We start from the raw sequence: 17,806 nt of genomic DNA, 5'->3' as shown, positions 1-17,806 counted from the left end.
CGCCGATATCCCTTCCTCCTGCGATAATTGCCGCACAGGCAGGTTGTTCGGAGGCAGCATCCGCTTCAGCACAGCTGGATAGTGCCCCGGGACGTGGTGTAAATTGTTCTCCGGCTGGGTGTTGAGCCGGTTTACAGGGCGGCGATTTTCGCCGGATCCATGATGTTATCTTCGCAGATAGCAGCCACGGTTTCCAGTGTCATGTAACGGCGTGTGACGGCCCATTCGTCGTTCTGCTCCAGCATAAGCGCCCCGACGAGGCGTCTGATGGCTGGCTCGTTGGGGAAAATGCCGACGACATTGGTGCGACGCTTGATCTCCTTGTTCAATCGCTCCAAGGGGTTGGTCGAGTGGATTTGCCGCCAGTGGGCTTGTGGGAAAGTCTTGTAGGCCAGCACGTCATCCTCCGCGCGAAGCATCAGTTCGGCAAGTTTGTGATGGCGCGGTTGAAACGCCTCGATCAGCTTGGCCCAGTGGTCCTTTGAGGCCGCCAGCGTGTCCTGATCGAATGCCGTCCTGAGTGCCGCGGTGACAATTGGGCGGTCTTTCTTGCCGACGCAGGCCAGGGCATTGCGCATGAAGTGCACACGGCAGCGCTGGATGGTAGCTCCCAGCACTTTGGCGGCGGCTGCCTTGAGCCCCTTGTGCTCGTCCGCGATGATAAGCTTGGTGCCCCGCAGGCCCCGATCCGACAGCGAGCGTAGGAATTCGTCCCAGAACACTTCGGCTTCGCTGGGCTGGATGGCAATGCCCAGCACCTCGCGCCGCCCGTCGGTGTTGACCGCCACAGCCACTATGGCAGCAACGCTGACGATCCGCCCCGAGCGTCGCACCTTGATGTAAGTTGCGTCCAGCCAGAGATAGGGCCATTCGCCCTCCAGTGGCCGGTCGAGGAAGGCGTCAACCCGTTCGTCGATCTCGACGCACAGGCGCGAGACCTGGCTCTTGGAGATGCCTGTCATACCCATGGCCTTCACCAGGTCATCCACTGATCGCGTTGAAACACCCTGAATGTAGGCCTCTTGTATCACTGCCGTCATGGCCTTTTCCGAGGCGCGGCGGGGTTCCAGAAACTCAGGGAAATATGACCCTTTCCGCAGTTTCGGAATCTGAACGTCTACGGACCCGGCCCGGGTTTCCCATCGGCGGTCACGATACCCGTTCCGGTGATTCACCCGCCCGGTGGAGCGTTCATGTGCACCGGCCCCACACAGTTGGTTCACATCCAGCGCCATTAACCGGTCGGCAACAAAGCCCAGCATCTCGGCCAATATCTGGTGGTCGGAAGTCTCCGAAAGAAGCGCTTTCAAAGCGGCTGTTTCTGATATTATGTCGTTGGTCATGGGTGATCTCCTTGATCGGTAGGTCAGGTTGCAACCCAAACCCTACCGGAGAACATCCGTGGCCGCCCAGCAACCCGCGCGGGCCTCGCTTGAGCTACGCAAGGCTCCACTCAGCCCGCGCTACCGTTGGAATTACACCACGCCCAGGGGCACAACCCACAGCTGCCTTGCGTTCCGGTGAATATCCCATGTCATCGTCCTATCCCGCCCACCTGAGAAATAGAGGAAAAGTAGAGCAGCGGACAACATCCCTGACACAGGGGGATCCCAATGGGTGTCAAAAACATCCGCCTGGTGGTAGCGGTTTCGCATTCATGGGTGCGGGCCTGCACCGCCACGAGGTTCGACAGAGCGTCGGCAGCCCCCATTCTGGGGACTTGGAGCCAAGGATTGCGAGTACCGCTTGCAGCCCATCGCGCGCATCGGCGCTGAGCCGGTCATAGAAGGGCAGGTCGAGCCATGCCAATCGGGTGTCACGGGGGGCCTCGGCGGCGGCCCCTGCGGCCATCGCGGGGCGGGGGCGTGCAAAACTTGCCACGCCGCCGCCAACCCGCTGGACGAGCCACCGGGGCTATTGTCGGGATTGTGCGGATTGTGGGTCTCGTTGGCGTGCACAAAGGCGAGTTCCGTTTAATCTATTGCCTTAAATTGGAAATCCCCAATACGGTCTGATATTCTGTCATAGAAACTTACAAGCCCCGGTTCAATTTCAATGGCTACTGATTTGCACCTCTCAACTGCCTCTGCGGAAAATCTAGCCGCTTGACCTCCCGCCATTGCAGCAAGCAGTTCTGAGTGAAATTCTTGCAACCTCCGAAAGCTTTCCGATTGGAGGGTTCTAATATTACCAACGACCAGATAAAGAGACTGAGGCTGATTAACGCCTTTCAGTGTTATCGATCCTCCTTGTAGTAGCGCCAGTTGATCGCGGGACGCCTGCGCCACAGTCTCGGAAACAACAAGGTCATAAGCCAGATCCCGACAGGCTGCTTCAATCCGTGATGCAACATTCACGACCTCTCCAATGGCTGTGTAGTTGAACCGGTTTTGAGACCCAATGTTGCCAACACAAGCCTGTCCCGTCGCGCACCCGATTGCAATTCCGACGGGGAGTTTATTTACCCTTCCCCTCTCCACGTTGAAATGCCTTAGGGATTCACGCATAGCTAAAGCAGCATTTGCGCAATGGAGCGGGTGATTTTCGATGCGCACGGGCGCGTTCCAAAATGCCATGATGGAGTCGCCGATGTATTTGTCGATCGTGCCGCTGTGAGTTAGAATGTCTTTTCCTAATGCCGTAAACAATTCATTAAGGAGCTCCACGAGATCAGTTGCCGACATTGTTTCACTCAAAGGTGTGAACCCGCGAATGTCCGCAAACATGACAGTGATTTCCTGGGTTTCGCCGCCAAGCTGCAAGTCTTGCCCACTTTCCTCGATCTGCTCGAGAATTCCTGGCGCGACATATTGAGTGAATGATCGCCGGATCATGTTTTTCTCCCTTTCAGCAGCAAAAAACAGATACCCAGCCAGCACGGTAAAATTCAAAAACCCCGCAATAAGTGGAAATGTGGCATCAAACAAAACTAGAGTTTGGGTAAATGCGACCCAGCTCAGGGCTAATATGCTCGAAGCTGCCAATCCGCCAACCAAAAATGACGTCATCGCGCCCGCAAACAACATGACAATGGCAACAATAGCCCCCAATACGATGAACGCAATCAACTCAAGCGCCACAGTGTTGTTCGATCGCCGCAAGATCCTGTTTTCCAATATTTGCTCAATCAACTGCGCATGGATGGAAACGCCTGGAACAGATTGGCCCAGAGGTGTTTCACGAATATCATCCAGACCCGCAGCAGAGGTTCCAATCAGGATAATGCGGCCTTCAATTTCAGAACGCACCCATTCACTTTCGTGTTCCTCCAAAATTTCGGCTGCCGACAAATAGAGGCCCGGATCGTCAGCACGGTAATACATCCAAACTTGGCCATTTTCGTCCGTCGGGATATCAAACGCGCCAATGGAGACAGAGAGAACGATACCTCTTTCGTTCTGAGCACCTTCAACAAAGATATTCTGTTCAGCGATAGCAAGGCGCAAGGCCTCTAAACCGAGAGTTGGTATTATTCCGGTTGGGCCTTGCCACAACAGCGGAACAGTGCGCAAAACGGACATTTTCGTGGCTGGAGATACATTGATCCCGCCTATTCCGACAGCCGTTTCGTTCAAGGGTACCGCCAATGGCGTCCACGACAATGCCCTTGGCAGGAATAGCCCTGGTTGCTCTCCTATTTCGACGATACCTGCGCGCGGTGTAATTTGATCCGTATTTAGATCCGGCCTTGCCGCGACACCCAAAACAACTGGCCTTCCCGCGATCGTATCGGAAAACCTCTTGTCGTTGTCCAGTTCACTAAGGTCAATATCGGCACGCAGATAACCTGCAAAAACTGGATCCTCTGCGAGGCGAAACGGCGAGTACCTGTCGGGCTCGGCGAAGAGTACGTCGAATGCGATTGATGCCGCGCCATAGTCCTCAAGTTTTTCGACCAGTCGAGCGACTTTTGACCTGGGCCAAGGCCACTGACCAAATTGTGCCAAAGATGATTCATCGATGTCCACAACGCGGACAGGCAAATCGGGATTATAGGATCTGGGTGCCAGCTGTTGCAAAAAGTCAAAGTAGACAAGGCGAGATATTTCAACCGGATAGGGGTCAGACACGCGTAAAATGCAGCCCAATAGTGTAAGAGAAAACCCTAAACTTAGAATAATCCATTTTCGTTTGAAACGGACGGGTTTTCGAGCCATCAAGTCGCGCCCAGAGCCTTCACTGGATCAATTTCACCTGTCTCTGCCATTCTCGCCCTAGTTACCAACTCCTGCACTGCCGTTGCCGGAGTTTCCGTTGCCCTTCTTGCCGCCGCCGACAGGGTCGCCAGTGCCGCCGCGGGGGCCATTCCCTTGGTTGCCCGCGCTGGTAGAACTCCCATTTCCGTTGCTCCTGTCACTGTTGCCATTAGTGTTGCCGGAGTTTCCGTTGCCCTTCTTGCCGCCGCCGACAGGGCCGCCAGTGCCGCCGCGGGGGCCATTCCCTTGGTTGCCCGCGCTGGTAGAACTCCCATTTCCGTTGCTGCTGCCACTGTTGCCATTAGTGTTGCTGGAGTTTCCATTGCCGTTGCCGCTACCAGAGGTTGGTGGCGTTGGCGCGTCAGGGGTTGGTGGCGTTGGCACGTCAGGGGTTGGTGGCGTTGGCGTGTCAGGGGTCGGTGGTGTTGGCGCGTCAGGGGTTGGTGGCGTTGGCGCGTCAGGGGTCGGTGGTGTTGGCGCGTCAGGGGTTGGTGGCGTTGGCGCGTCAGGGGTCGGTGGCGTTGGCGCGGGGGACAACGAGCCCTCCGATCTTGTTGGGTTTGTCTCAGAATCTCCACGCGATGGTGGTGTTAAACGTCGGTCGCAAGATCCGACATCTGCGCGCAGAGGCTCACGTAGCGAACTCTGCGAAAGAATGAAGGGAAATCCTCTAACAAGCATGCTTCTCGCTTCTTCGGCACCAAGCGGCCGGCCCACGTTCCCTTGCGGTGATGTCGCGACAAGCTCGCACCTCCCTCTGACAGTCCGACATGCGCTACTGCCGCACATCCTGACTGATCCCTCCAGGAGCGTGAGTGATGTTTGACGCTGGCCCAATACCCAAAAGTCGAATGTGGTCCCTCTAATTCCCATGGTCGCCGTGGGCGTAGTGATCGTATACGCGGACTTTCTACTACTTCCGGAAATGAACCGAAAACTGCCACCCAAAGCATTCACTGTAAATTTATCCGCACGTTTTCCGCCGCGCATCATGGACACATCTAGCGCCATACTCGTGTTTGGACCGACTGCGATTTTGGTCTGATCGGTGAAGATCAATTGGACGATTCCTGTGCTGTTAGTTTGGATCACGTCCCCAGAATCGACGGGCATTCCAACGCGCAGCGTCTGACTACGACCACCCGAAGACAGCGTCGCACCAGGACTGACATCTAATACTTTTCCAATTTCGGCAAAGGCTGTCGGTGCCCCAAAAAGAAGGCAAGAATATAGAAGAATTGAAATGAAAGTTACTCTAAAGCGCATTTTAAACATACCCTTTTAACCCCAAAACAGAGCACTCTTTCCTCAGAAATCCTCGGAAACAACATTCTCCGGGTCAATTTTTATAATCTCAATACTGAAAACTAGCACAATTCTTTGATCGAGTCGATATGAGTTCCATCCCGGATGACCACATAGACCCTCGGCGATCTGCAATCGGCGTTTTTTATGGCAAGATCGGTTCTGGGTGCGACCATGCTGACCCATGCTGAATGGCTGGGTCTGCTTATCGACAGAGAAAGCAGTAGCCGAGAGACCAAACGATTTGAAAGCCGCATGCGTACAGCAAAACTGCGCCACGTCGGTGCATCGCCGGAAGACGTGGATTACAAATCCCGGCGCGGCCTCGACAAAGCCCTGTTCCAGCAGATGCTGACCGGACGCTGGATCAAAGACCGCCGCAACCTGATGATCACCGGCCCTTGCGGCGTTGGCAAAACCTGGTTGGCTTGCGCCCTCGCGCAAGCCGCCTGCCGAGACGGCATTACCGTGCTCTACAAACGCATGCCGCGCCTCTTTGATGAGCTGGAGTTGGCCCATGGAGATGGGCGGTTTCCGCGTCTGTTCAAGGCCCTCACCAAAACCCAACTGCTGATCCTGGACGACTGGGGGCCTGATCGACTTGATGCCAGTCAGCGGCGCGACCTGATGGAAATTGTCGAGGATAGATACGAGGTCGGATCAACCCTGATTACCAGCCAACTGCCCATCGACGCATGGCACGACGTGATCGGGGAACCCACCTTCGCAGATGCCATTCTCGACCGTCTCGTACACAACGCCTACCGCGTCGAACTCGACGGGCAAAGCATGCGAAAAACCAAACTCAAAACAGGTGACGAAAGCACCCAAAACTGATACCAAAAACCTCAGGCCTCGCAGCCGCTAAACAAGGGTGGCCGGATAGCCCGGTTTAGGTGGCCGGATGTTATCGGAATGAACTTCGTCCCTAGAACCGGACAGTTTAGTTATTGACCCTAGGCGGCCATTTTCCAAGTCATATTGTTGAAGGCCTGTTGAGGCGTTTGATATCCGACCCCGGAGTGGCGTCGCTGGCGGTTGTAGAAGACTTCGATGTACTCGAAGATTGCAGCCTTGGCCTGAGCGCGCGCTTTGAAACGCTGACGATGCACCAGCTCCTTTTTCAATGAAGCAAAGAAGCTCTCCATCGGCGCATTGTCCAGACATTCGTCCTTGCGGCTCATGGATTGGGTGAGCCCTGCTTTTTTGAGTAGCTTGCGATAGTCCCCACCAGCGTATTGGCTGCCCCTGTCGGAGTGGTGGATCAACCCAGGAACGGGGCCTCTGCGGCCCAGGGCCATCTCGAGAGCGCCGCAGCAAAGCTCGGCGCGCATGTGATCCTCCATCGCCCAACCGACAATCTCACGCGTGGCCATGTCTTTCACTCCAGCCAGATAGAGCCAGCCTTCGTCCGTGTCGATATAGGTTACAGCGCGACAAACAAGATGAGAATCCAGCGTCAATCAGGATGAGAATCCTTGGTCGCGACACTTGAGACGATGGCGTCGTTTTGTATCGCGACCAAGGATTCTCATCCTGATTGACGCGCTCCTCGCATCCTGATTGTCGCGCTACAATAGGTAATATCAGCCAACCAGACTGTGTTGGCTGTCTGGCAATGAAACTTCTGTTCCAGCAAGTTTGGTGAAGGCTTCAGCTTATGATTGCTATCAGTTGTGATCGGCTTCTTCCGCTTGCGCAGGAGCGGCGATATCTTGTTTTCTTTCATTATTCTGGCCACACGCCGTTCAGAAACAACCTCACCAGCCGCCAGAAGGTCTTGATGGATGCGCTTTGATCCGTAGCACTTCTTACTGGCCCTGAAGAAAATTCTGATCTTTGGCAGAACTTCCAGATCCCGTGCCTCACGATCAGCTTGCCGCTGATCTCGGGCGTGCTGACTGCTCGGAAATCCGTAGAACCAACCCCGGGATATCTTCAGGAGCCGACATAATGTGGAAACCGCATATCGAGCTTTATGGGCAGTGACGAAAGTGCGCCTGTTCGTCATGGTTTCACCGCCCGCGTCGCGAAAAAAGCGGATGCCTTGTGCAAAATCTCCACTTCTTCAGAAAGCCGCTTGTTATCTTTGCGAAGGCGAACCAATTCAGCTGCATCTGCTTGCTGCCGCCGCTTGGCTTCAACTGAGCCAAACGCCTCAATCTCCAAGCGCCACGTCTTCAGCTGCGTGCCCGTAATCCCAAGCTCCTTGGCAACGCTGCCTTGCGTCGCACCAGGCTCATAAAGTCGTTCCACTGCCGCCGATTTATAATCGTCTGTGTATTTCCGTCGCTGTTGTCCCATTCGGTGCCCCTTTCATGGACAGGGGTAAAGTACCCCAATGTCCGGGAACAGGGACGAGGTTCAATGAAGGACTGGCACAAACTCAAGCCAGAGCTGTTCAAGAAACAACCAATTACCTTCCGGGATGTGACAGATAGTGACCACCTCTATACTCAGCTATATTTTGGAGTATCCAGGCACAAAACCCAAGCGGAGCATTCCAAGTACAATATAGCCACTTTTAAGTTGAAGCGGCAGTTCTATAATGTCTTCTTCATCCGCCATTTGCGACCATTGATTCAGTACATCAGAGACAAACCCTTGAATGTCCTGGGGAATTAAGCCGTTTTCAATGGCTACTTGATGCAGCTGTCGCCAATTTTCCACCCGAACTGTCAACGGGCCCGTCAAGAGCCCTTGCTCATCAAGCTCAAAATCACCTGCCAAAATAAGCGGTGACTCTCCTAATTTAGTAAGTGCCTTAAAGTCTGTAATGGTCGTCAAGCGCAGCGAGGCTGTCTCATCTAAAAGGAACCGGTTCAGATCGCGATCCAAGCCTAGAACAGCTTGGGCATTCAAGTTTTCAATGCTCTGATACATCGCGGGTAACTTGTCTTTAAAATCTGGGTCTAAGACATCCGCAAACAGCAAATTATCTACGAAAACATCCAAGCCATACTTTGCGGACTCTATGCGGCGAAAGGTGCCAGTCAGGCGCTCAAGATCAATGCCAGATTCATCTGCTGAACGCAGCTCGACAGATTTAAGGTCTACACTGACATCCCCAAGAGGGAGCGCATTCTCCAGAATAAGCCGTGCGGTGACATCTACAACATCTGCATTGAGTATGGCGTCTCCAATCGCGGTCCGAATATTATGCTCCCCAGGCGCGGCAAGCTTAACCTGAGTAGGATTAAAGACATCAAAATTTGCTCGTATTATCGGTACCTGCCAACTCAGAATAGGGTCTTTTGTCACAGCTTCGAGGTTGGTCAGCGTAACATTCAGAGACGTTGGAAAGCCACTGACAGTGTATTCATTTACGTTGACCGCCACGCCGTCAAAACTGCGCCCTTTCAGGTTGGACTCGATCGCCTGAGAAACCGCTGTAGATGCAAAGACCCAAAGCACGCCCCAGACTAAGAGGGGTAAAAGCAAAACGATAAATAGTAGACGCTTCATCGGAAACCTCGTTGAGTGGACCTTTGATCGAGTCCTAGCCTTGTTAAGGAACGTCTTTTGTGGTTGCCGCCCCGACTGAGTGTGCCCCTACCAAGCGGTGCGGCTGGTCATTGCTGATCCCGGTAGCCCGCGATCTTGGGCGGGCCCTGTGTGAAAGACTTGCATAACTCATGGACCTGTTCAAAAGGCACCCATACATCCCTGACGGGATGTAATCATTACGCTTAATCGCGTAACGCAAGTTCTTTGACGCGAGATATCGGCTGCCAGAGATATTCCAAAACAGTTCGTTTGCCAGACAATACATCCACCGTCGCGGTCATGCCTGGGATGAAAGTCACTTCAGTCCCATCACTTTCCTCAAGCGTTCCAGTAATTTTGACGGTAACAATATAATGGGTCTCGGAAGTTTCCTGGTCTCTGATCGCATCCGGGCTCATGCTCACAACCTCACCATCCACTGTGCCATACCGTGTTGAATCATACGCGGAGAAGCGTATTCGAACTTGATCCTCCACCCTGATCTTCGAGATATCCTGCGGTTTGATTTTGGCTTCAATGATTAGCTGGCCCCCGGTCGGGACCAACTCCAACATCACATCGCCCTGATTAACATAGCCCCCTGTGGTGAGAAAATTGATCTGGTTGATAATCCCATCAACCGGCGCGCGAATGATTGTACGCCCAACCCGCTCTTCTAACGAAGGTATGATTTTTCCCAGTTCTGCTTTTTCAGCAACAACATCTGCCAATTCCGACATACTCGTCGACAGATAGGTGTCACGGCGGTTTTGGATTTCGTTCCGAATCTCAGCAATACCCGCCTCAGCGCGTGCAATGTCTGTTACAGCGCCTTGTCCTTGACCTCGGGTGCGCTCGAACTCGCGACGCAGCTCTAAGAGGCGCGTTTCAGGTGCAATGGCTTCAGCCACCAAAGGCTCCATGACCTCGATCTCTCTTTGCAAAAACTCTTGTGTGTTGAGAGAAGTTTCCACTGAAAATTCTGAGCTTTTCAGCTCTTGCTCCTTTTGAAGGAGCCTCTGATCCAGAATCGCCAATGCACCCTGCAACTCACTTTTACGCGCCTGAAACAGGCTTTCTTCGCTCGCAGCTACGGATGGTGCGCGCGCGCGCAATTCGGATGAAAACGTTGGGGTGTCGCCAGAAATTTCAGCGCGCAGCCGGGTTTCCTTGATCTCCATAGCCGCAAACCTTTGTAAGTACCGGTTCAGTTCACTGCTGGCATCAATCGGATCCACTTCAAAAAGGATATCGCCTTCAGATATCACCGCACCCTCCGTGGCAAACCGCCGCAAGATGACTCCACCCTCAGATGCTTGAATTTTTTGGTTCTGCATTGCTGAAACAATGCGCCCCTCACCGCGTGTCACGTTGTCCAATTCAGTTAAGTAAGCCCAAATCCCCAGGGTCACAAGAAAAGCAATGACTATGAACAAGACGAGAGAGTTACGCGCGCCCTCACGCCCTGACATCTCCTTGGACATCTTTTTGAAGTCTGTCGCCGACATGATCGAAACCTTTTATTTGTTTGCAGCCTGCAAGCGCTCTGGTGTTGTGTCAGCCATGACGTTGCCCTGATCCATGACGAGGACTCGATCGGCAAGACGTAGCAATGTATTTCGGTGGGTCACAACGAGCAATGTTCTGTTTTCAAGCCAAGATTTGAGGCGATCAAGAACGGACTTCTCAGTCGCTGTATCCATAGAGCTCGTTGGCTCATCAAGAACGAGAAGATTAGGGCTATGTAGCAAAGCCCGAGCAAGGTTGATCGATTGACGCTGTCCACCCGACAGTCCTTCCCCACGTTCTCTCAATACCAAATCGTACCCACTAGGGTGGCTGGCGACAAAGTCGTCGACACCGGCAATCTTGGCAACATCCAAGATATAATGGTCTTCATATTCATAATACCCCATCTGGATATTTTCACGCAAAGTCCCTGAAAACAGCCACGTCTCTTGCAACATCACGCCAACATTTCGTCGCAGGTCCGACTTATCAATCTGGCGCAAATCCACACCATCAATAAGAACCGATCCTTCCGTTGGTTGTAACAAGCCCGATGCAAGACGTGCCAAAGTGGATTTTCCAGACCCCATCCGCCCAACAAGCGCGACCTTCTGGCCTGCGGGTATCTTTAGTGACAAATTACGGATGATAGGAGATTTCGCCCCTGGAAACGTATAGGACACGTTTTTGAACTCAATGTCCCCGGACAACCGCGGACGGCTCAACCGTTGCTGTAGCTCTTCCGCATCAGTGTCTTCATTCATCAAGCGGTTCAGTGACCGAAACGACTGACGCGCATTGTTGGCACGGGACATCGCTGACGCGAGCTGGCCCAAAGGACCCAAGGCCCGACCGCTCAGAATAACTGCAGCAATCATTGCACCCATGGTTATGGTACCTTCACTAATCAAAAACACGCCAAAGAAGATAATCATGATCTGTGCAAGCTGCTGGATGCTGGCAGCAGAATTGACCGCGAACTGGGTCAGTATACGGCTTTTCAGCCCAATTTCTGACTGAGAGGCGGCGGCTTCCTCAAACCGCTTACGCATCAAACGGCCAGACCCTGTCGCCTGCACGGTTTCAAGACCATTCAGGGTTTCCACAAGAATGGCCTGCTTTGACATCGATGTGTCCATTGAACCTGATGCAAGACGGGCTAAAAACGGCTGGATGACGAGGCCGGTAATAATGACAAGAGGGACTGCGATGAGAGGCACGAGAGCCAGCGGACCTGCAATAATTGAAATTACCCAAATAAACAAAAATATGAAGGGTAGATCGACAACAGCAACCAAGGTGGCTGAGGTGAAAAAATCACGCAAAGTTTCAAACTCGCGGACCACACTTGCGAGTGCTCCCGATTGCTCTTTGCGCTGATCAAGTCGCATGGCGAGTAACTTATCAAAAATCAGACGTGACATTCGGCTGTCAGCCCGCTTGCCGGCACGGTCAATGAAGTTACCTCGAAGAGATTTAATAACAAAATCAAAGCCTAGCGCGATCAAGATACCTATGGTCAGAGCAATGAGAGATTCAATCGCCTCATTCGGCACAACCCTGTCATAAACGACCATGATGAAGAGTGACGTTGACAGTCCAAGAAAGTTCGATAGTGCAGCAGCAATAAGAACTTGTGCATAAAGCCACTTGCTTTGACGTAAAGATCCCCAAAACCAATTTGATTTTTCAGAGTTTCCCTTCACTTCAGGCTTACGCAATGCCAAAACAACAAAGTTGTTAAATTCGCCTGAGAACGCTTTCTTGTTTACAGTGCGCTCCTTAAAGCCAGAAGCTGGATCCGCGACTCGAAGACCATCAGGCGTCACAGCCAGAATGAGGAAGGCGTCTCCTTCTTTGGAGAACCCAATAAGTGGACAGTGCCCATCCGTAATTTCTGAAGGCTTCAACTCGCCGCAACTGGCTACAAATCCGCTGTTCGACAAGGCTGAGACCGCGTCACGCGGGTTGAACATTTCCTGCGAGAGGTCTGGTAAATCTCGGATCGCCGCTTCGCTGTAATTGAACCCATTGTCACGAAGAATGCGTTGAACACAGAGAAGCAATTTATGCTCTCTCTCCCGCTCAAACGTGTGTTCGTGAGACTCTTCTGAAGACTTCGCGCTATCTTCTTGAGGAGCGTCACTGGGAAACTGCTGTATGACATCCGACAAACCGCTGTCTGTCTTGGTGTCGTTCTCGGCTTCGCTCATCGCGCCACCCCCTCGTCTTTTCCATGTGAACATACAGCCTTAACTTTACTGTGAGGCGGTAGATTATCAGATTATAACATGCGGATGACTAGCGATCGGTGACAGGGAATGAAAGTCATATTTGGTTGCTTTGCGTTCCGAGTCTAATGATAAACGTTCGGTATTGGCTCCAAATATGAGGCTTGGAACCTTATCAGCCCGAGAGATCATGGTTGCTCGCACACCCTGTACTAAGGGTGTTTCTTGCTCAAGTTTGTCTACCAAAGCTCCTTCAGCTGCAAGACCTTTATACGGTCAAGAGCAGATTGCACCAGCCGGCGAGCCGACAAAATGTGCCAGTCCCAAAGGCTGGTCGCTCTAGTGGAATATGTCGAAGTCCTCATCATCGGCAAAGCCGCTCAAGTCAAAATCTTGGCTGCTGGGCTGATCTGAACCCGCATCAACAGGCGCAGACTTTCTCTGACCCGCCAATGGTCCCAGTCTTAGATTGGCCATGCTCATCAGCTGCGCATAAACCAGCGGAAGACCGCCCTTGTTGCGCAAATTCGTAAAGTCCTCGTCCGACAGCGCATTGAGTTTCTTCTCATCAACCACCCGAAACCCACGTAGCCTGCGCTTCTCCAACCCAAGGTTCATCGAGATTTCGCGCGGTACAAGCAATCCCGCATCCTCCAGCACCTGCACTAGGGCCTTTGTAATTGCGCTGCGTTCCAGGAGCCTCTGGGCGATATCAGCGCGGGCCTTGGCTCCATCGCAGAGAGCGCCCTGAGGCTGGAACACCAAAGGGCCATCCAGATCCTCCAGATCTGGCGCTTCAGGGTCAATGCACAGCGTATAGCGGGTCTTGCCCTCGTCCTCGGCCACAGCCTCGGCACCAGAAGCCGCAGCGGGCGTGGCCGACAGACCAAACGGGTATTTACGCACATCCAGAGGAATATAATTAGCCAGCCAGTTCCCAGCCTCATCAACGAAGGCGTTGGTCTCGGGTGTCATGCCCATCAAAACGAAGGGCATCTGCGCCTCTCCTTCGGGGAAAAGGATTGGGTATTCCCGCGCTGCCATCGTCATTTCGTCAAGGATGATAGGAACCGAGGTGACGGTCCGGAAAGGTGCATAAGACCGGGTCTGTGCCAGACGCAGGCGGTCATGTTGTTCTCGGTTCAGCGGAACGTAGGTCGACATGGCGAACTCCTCTGAAAGGCTTGAGAAAAGAGAAAGGGGGCCGAAGCCCCCTTTCAAGTCATATCTTCGTAAGTAGTAAGCGGATCAATAGATGATATTGGCCTGCAGGTCATCAGCGTCGACATTGATGAAGATAATTTCGCCACTCATATCTACACCATCATCAGCAACACCGTCAGTCACCCGGATATCCTCACCGGAGCCGGATGTGAATATCCCAGTTTCCTCGTCGTAATCACCTTCCTCGAAGTCCAACTGGCCTGCGTTTGTATAGCCCAGCTGAGACACGTCGAGGCGATCGGTTTCATCCGGGTCTGCCTCATCGTCTACGAAGTTGTTGATCACAACCGTTCCGAAATCCAATTCGGTAAAGGTCACAATTTCACGAACCTCTACAGCTGTGTCCGAAAGATAAAGTTGGCTATCACCTACATCGCTTTTGATCTCCGACGATGTGCCACCAATCAGATACCGCACTTGGCCGTTCTCGGCGTAGTCAGCGGTATTCGCTTGTACGCTAAACTCTTCCGTGACCCCCGTCAGGTCGACGGTGGTCAAGCTGGTGTGGTCTCCTACAATATCGATATTCGTACGGGCACCGGAAACCGTCAGAGTTTCAAGCGAAGCGTTATCCTCTAGATCGAGCACGGCGATATCGGTGCCAGCGTTTACGAAGTCGTTCGGATCCTCATCGTCGTATTCGACCTTGGTGCCAACTGTGACGGTCATCTCCGTCACACCCGTTTTAGCCACGCCATTATTGCCGAAGAGAGTGTCAATAAAAGCATCATCGACTGCTGTGACATCCAGAGTGAAGTTGCCAGTTATATCATCCAGATCAACGTATGCATCCTGTCCGGCTTCAACCACCACAGTCTCAAGTGCGTCCATACCACCGGGCAAATTACCCTCTTTTGTGACTTCAGTACTAACGCTAGCGCCGATCAAACCATCGTCATTAAAGCTCACGATGGTAATGGGAGGTACTGCGCCAGCCATGCCTGTCTTGGTCAATGTGATGTCGAGACCATCCGGGTTGACGCTCTTGGTTGCTGTATAGCCAGTGCCAAAGAATGGATCGCCGCTGTTGTTGGCGCCAATGTTACCGTAATTACCTTCGTCTAGGGTCACTTCACCAAAGCCAGGAATGTCCAGAACGAGTTCAGCGTCACCAAACGAGCCGGGGCTGCTACTCCACTCGACCGAAATAACCTGCTCTTGCTGAACGTTTTCCCAACGTCCTTCCATTTTCAGCGTGGCGTCTTCACCAGCCACAACAGTAACATCAACAAGTGCGTCCATATCAGAGGTTGGCGCATCTGCGTCAATGACGACATTTGCCATGCCAGCAGCGTTTACCGAAACGGACTGTAGCGAGCTTACATTACTGTATTCATCACTTTCGATATCCAGCCAGATAACGCCGCCCACCTCACCGTCGGGGGTGGTTTGGGTCAGGGTCAGTGTTTGCAGAGAGTCGCCCACGATGTCATCAAGGTCAAGTTCAGGATAGTAATCGCTGCTATCCTCGCCCTCATCGCCGGTAACGTTGACAGTCAGGTTAACGACGTTTCCAACGTCCAAAGAAAGATCATCGATGTAGGTAGAATTGATGATCAGATCATCGACAGGCGAGTTCGCTAGCGTCAAATCGGGATCTGAATCCTCCCCGGAACTATACGAATCGGAACTGCTTCCCTTTCCATCCTCTCCGCCGTCAATGCCGTCGAAGAACCAAATAGCTTCCAAATCATTCGATACGCCCTCCAAATCCAGGACCGTAGGATCATCTTCACCACCCATGGGGCCAAATGCATCTTTACCACCCATGTGGCCACCTTGACCACCCAGATGGACGTGATCGCGGAACGCAATGTTCTCTACGCCAGTGACGCCACCTGTGAAGTCAAGCGCGCTTATGTCGTCGCCGTTGAAGTCATCATAACCAGGATCATAATCATCTCCATAGTTGTCCCAATAATCCCAATCAGATGACTCAGAGGCGATTTCGAGAATGTCGACGCCGCCGCCCAAGTCAACCGACAGAAGAACATCCATCTCATCGTCAAGGTCATCCTGAAGGACATCCTGAAGGACCGTGATAAAGTCGTCGCCGCCCCCGGTTTCAACTGAAGTCAGAATTTCGCTGCCGCTTACATCCAGTGTCAGATCACCTTCATAACCAGTCGAATCCAGCTCTTCGAGATTTTCGAAGGAGTCTTCACCTTTCAGTTCGGTCACGCCCGAGCCGACGATGTTGAAGATCGACATGTCCGCACCATCATTGTCGAAATACAAACGCACTGTATCTGAAACGTCTAGAGTAAGGGTGCTGATGTTATCACCCTCATCAAACGGAGCGGTGATATCCAACTCAACTAGACCTGACTCCGCAGAGGTTCCAACACCAATCGCAACGACAGTCTGACCAGATGCCAACAACTCCGGAATGGCCGCGCTGGTATATTCCACATCGTAGGTGGCGCGATCCCCACCTGTCACGTTCCACAAGCCAAGCACTGCGACTTCGCCAACATTTACGAGATCAAGATCGCTGCTGTTATTATCAATCATCCACAGCTGCTCGTAACCAGATGCCCGGCCGAGATCCAAACCTGCATCAGATCCACCAAACTGATTCTCATCTGCGTCGGTATCAACAAGAGTTTCGAAAGGTGTCAGGAAGTAAATTTCAATGTCACTAATTGACGGGCGAGCATACTCTCCCCCTGCGCCTGTGCCGTTCAGGTCAGCGTTCAGCACATCTTCTTCATCAGTGCCAACCAGAATATCGGGAGTTTGCAGCGTCTGCACGCCTAACAATCCGTCGTTGCCCAGGCCGAGGACTGCATTGAAAATATCACCCAGAATGCCGGAATCGCCAGCGCTTTCCAAGGTGAGCGGAGTGTCCGCGCCGGTTGTGAGGTTGAAGATATTGCCTTCCGTTTCCGGATCAGGCTTATTACCGCCGCCGCCGCCGCCGCCGCTGCTGCTGTTACAAGCTGCCAGCGATACTGCCATAAGGCCGAAACCACTCGCCTGCTTGGCAACGCGAGCCTGCTTGCTTTCCCACGCCTTCATAAGCTTTGTGAGTGCCGGATTTTCCACCGGCTCAGCGAAGCCCTCATTTACCATCTTGTTCATTTATATCTCCGATACATTTTTTAAGCCTGTTCTCTGCGTGGGACCCTAAAGCAACAACACACATCAGTTCAATACGAAAAACTTGTTCCCTACCAGCGCTTGGAGCGAGCTCTGCAAAGCGATGCATAGTCGCCACACCCGAAGGTGGATTGAACCGTCCTTCATTTGCAACACTATTCATGGTGAGACACATTGTACTGCGTACTGCACGTGATGTTGTCGCGACTCAGTTCGTGCCGCAGCACTCACATATGCGGATTTACTCCAGCAATCCAGAGGTTTACGCGAGATATGCCCAAAAGTTGGTGACGGGCTTCATCAGGCGGCGTTTTGAAGTTGCTTGATCCCATCCTTGAACTCAACCCCCTGAATGACTTCGGGCAGGCGGTTTGGTCCGGAGATCTTTCGCCACTTCTTCTTTGCTGACATCATCAGCCGGAAGACCATGGCAAGCGCGGTCTTGCGATTCAGACATCCCTTGGTTTTACGCGTCCTGTTCCTGACCGTGGCAAAGACGCTTTCGATCGGGTTCGTGGTCCTGATGTGCTTCCAATGCTCCGCCGGGAAGTCGTAGAAGGCCAACAGCTCGTCGCGGTCCTTGACCAACTTGGCCACCGCGCGTTCGTATTTCACGCCGTAGGTTTCTACGAAGAGATTGAAGGCCGCGTTCGCCTCCTTCTTTGTCTCCGCCATCCAGATATCCTGGAGATCAGACTTCGCTTTTTCATGCAGGGATTTGGGCATCGCGCCCAACACGTTTGCGGTCTTGTG

At 52.9% G+C, this 17,806-nt stretch carries 13 protein-coding genes and 2 pseudogenes; 2 read left to right on the top strand and 13 right to left on the bottom strand.

The annotated features are described in order from the left end of the window. Window positions 1-131: 131 nt before the first annotated feature. The 3 genes from LC354_RS20615 to LC354_RS20605 all read right to left on the bottom strand — a co-directional run bounded on the left by LC354_RS20615 (window position 132) and on the right by LC354_RS20605 (window position 4,157). Window positions 132-1,331, bottom strand: a complete 1,200-nt coding sequence (locus tag LC354_RS20615) for an IS256 family transposase (RefSeq protein WP_399204023.1) — start codon at window positions 1,329-1,331, stop codon at window positions 132-134. A 289-nt stretch (window positions 1,332-1,620) separates the two neighbouring features. Then, on the bottom strand, window positions 1,621-1,881 hold the full coding sequence (locus tag LC354_RS20610; protein WP_223427386.1) for a hypothetical protein: 261 nt from the start codon (window positions 1,879-1,881) through the stop codon (window positions 1,621-1,623). A 92-nt stretch (window positions 1,882-1,973) separates the two neighbouring features. After that, window positions 1,974-4,157: a CHASE2 domain-containing protein gene (locus tag LC354_RS20605; protein WP_223427384.1), complete on the bottom strand. Its 2,184-nt coding sequence runs from the start codon at window positions 4,155-4,157 to the stop codon at window positions 1,974-1,976. Window positions 4,158-4,549: 392 nt separating this feature from the next. Between LC354_RS20605 and LC354_RS20600 the strand changes: the two genes are divergently transcribed. Further along, window positions 4,550-4,855, top strand: a complete 306-nt coding sequence (locus LC354_RS20600) for a hypothetical protein (protein WP_223427390.1) — start codon at window positions 4,550-4,552, stop codon at window positions 4,853-4,855. Between the two features lie 142 nt (window positions 4,856-4,997). On the opposite strand, the pseudogene LC354_RS20595 reads toward LC354_RS20600, so the two are convergent. Beyond that, window positions 4,998-5,309 (bottom strand): annotated as a pseudogene (locus tag LC354_RS20595) (FecR family protein); the annotation flags it as partial. A gap of 339 nt (window positions 5,310-5,648) precedes the next feature. Here LC354_RS20595 and istB point away from each other — a divergent pair. Then, window positions 5,649-6,338 carry an IS21-like element helper ATPase IstB gene (istB, locus tag LC354_RS20590; protein WP_399204020.1) on the top strand — a complete coding sequence of 230 codons (690 nt, stop codon included), beginning with the start codon at window positions 5,649-5,651 and terminating at the stop codon, window positions 6,336-6,338. Between the two features lie 119 nt (window positions 6,339-6,457). Here the strand turns inward: istB and LC354_RS20585 are convergent. The 9 genes and pseudogenes from LC354_RS20585 to LC354_RS20545 form a co-directional block, all read right to left on the bottom strand. Further along, window positions 6,458-6,931: pseudogene (locus tag LC354_RS20585) on the bottom strand (IS3 family transposase); the annotation flags it as partial. 101 nt (window positions 6,932-7,032) lie between these two features. After that, window positions 7,033-7,512 (bottom strand): IS3 family transposase, encoded by a 480-nt coding sequence (locus LC354_RS20580; RefSeq protein WP_223427382.1) that lies wholly within the window; start codon window positions 7,510-7,512, stop codon window positions 7,033-7,035. Next, the gene (locus tag LC354_RS20575) at window positions 7,509-7,805 is read right to left on the bottom strand and encodes a transposase (RefSeq protein ID WP_223427380.1); all 297 of its coding nucleotides are present in this window, start codon (window positions 7,803-7,805) and stop codon (window positions 7,509-7,511) included. The genes LC354_RS20580 and LC354_RS20575 overlap by 4 nt, the downstream gene beginning before the upstream one ends. 156 nt (window positions 7,806-7,961) lie before the next feature. After that, window positions 7,962-8,966: a DUF2125 domain-containing protein gene (locus tag LC354_RS20570; RefSeq protein ID WP_223427374.1), complete on the bottom strand. Its 1,005-nt coding sequence runs from the start codon at window positions 8,964-8,966 to the stop codon at window positions 7,962-7,964. A 224-nt stretch (window positions 8,967-9,190) separates the two neighbouring features. Beyond that, window positions 9,191-10,495: an HlyD family type I secretion periplasmic adaptor subunit gene (locus LC354_RS20565; RefSeq protein WP_223427373.1), complete on the bottom strand. Its 1,305-nt coding sequence runs from the start codon at window positions 10,493-10,495 to the stop codon at window positions 9,191-9,193. A gap of 12 nt (window positions 10,496-10,507) precedes the next feature. Then, on the bottom strand, window positions 10,508-12,709 hold the full coding sequence (locus LC354_RS20560) for a type I secretion system permease/ATPase (protein WP_223427371.1): 2,202 nt from the start codon (window positions 12,707-12,709) through the stop codon (window positions 10,508-10,510). Between the two features lie 357 nt (window positions 12,710-13,066). Further along, window positions 13,067-13,891: a SapC family protein gene (locus tag LC354_RS20555; RefSeq protein WP_223427369.1), complete on the bottom strand. Its 825-nt coding sequence runs from the start codon at window positions 13,889-13,891 to the stop codon at window positions 13,067-13,069. An 84-nt stretch (window positions 13,892-13,975) separates the two neighbouring features. Then, entirely contained in the window at window positions 13,976-17,035 is a 3,060-nt protein-coding gene (locus LC354_RS20550) for a hypothetical protein (protein WP_223427363.1), read from the bottom strand. A gap of 318 nt (window positions 17,036-17,353) precedes the next feature. Continuing rightward, a partial coding sequence (locus LC354_RS20545; RefSeq protein WP_223427361.1) for a transposase occupies window positions 17,354-17,806 on the bottom strand: 453 nt, incomplete at its 5' end.

The organism is Tateyamaria pelophila (assembly GCF_019966495.1).
Classification (GTDB): Bacteria; Pseudomonadota; Alphaproteobacteria; order Rhodobacterales; family Rhodobacteraceae; genus Tateyamaria; species Tateyamaria pelophila.
This window is presented reverse-complemented; position numbering and strand designations above follow the sequence as displayed.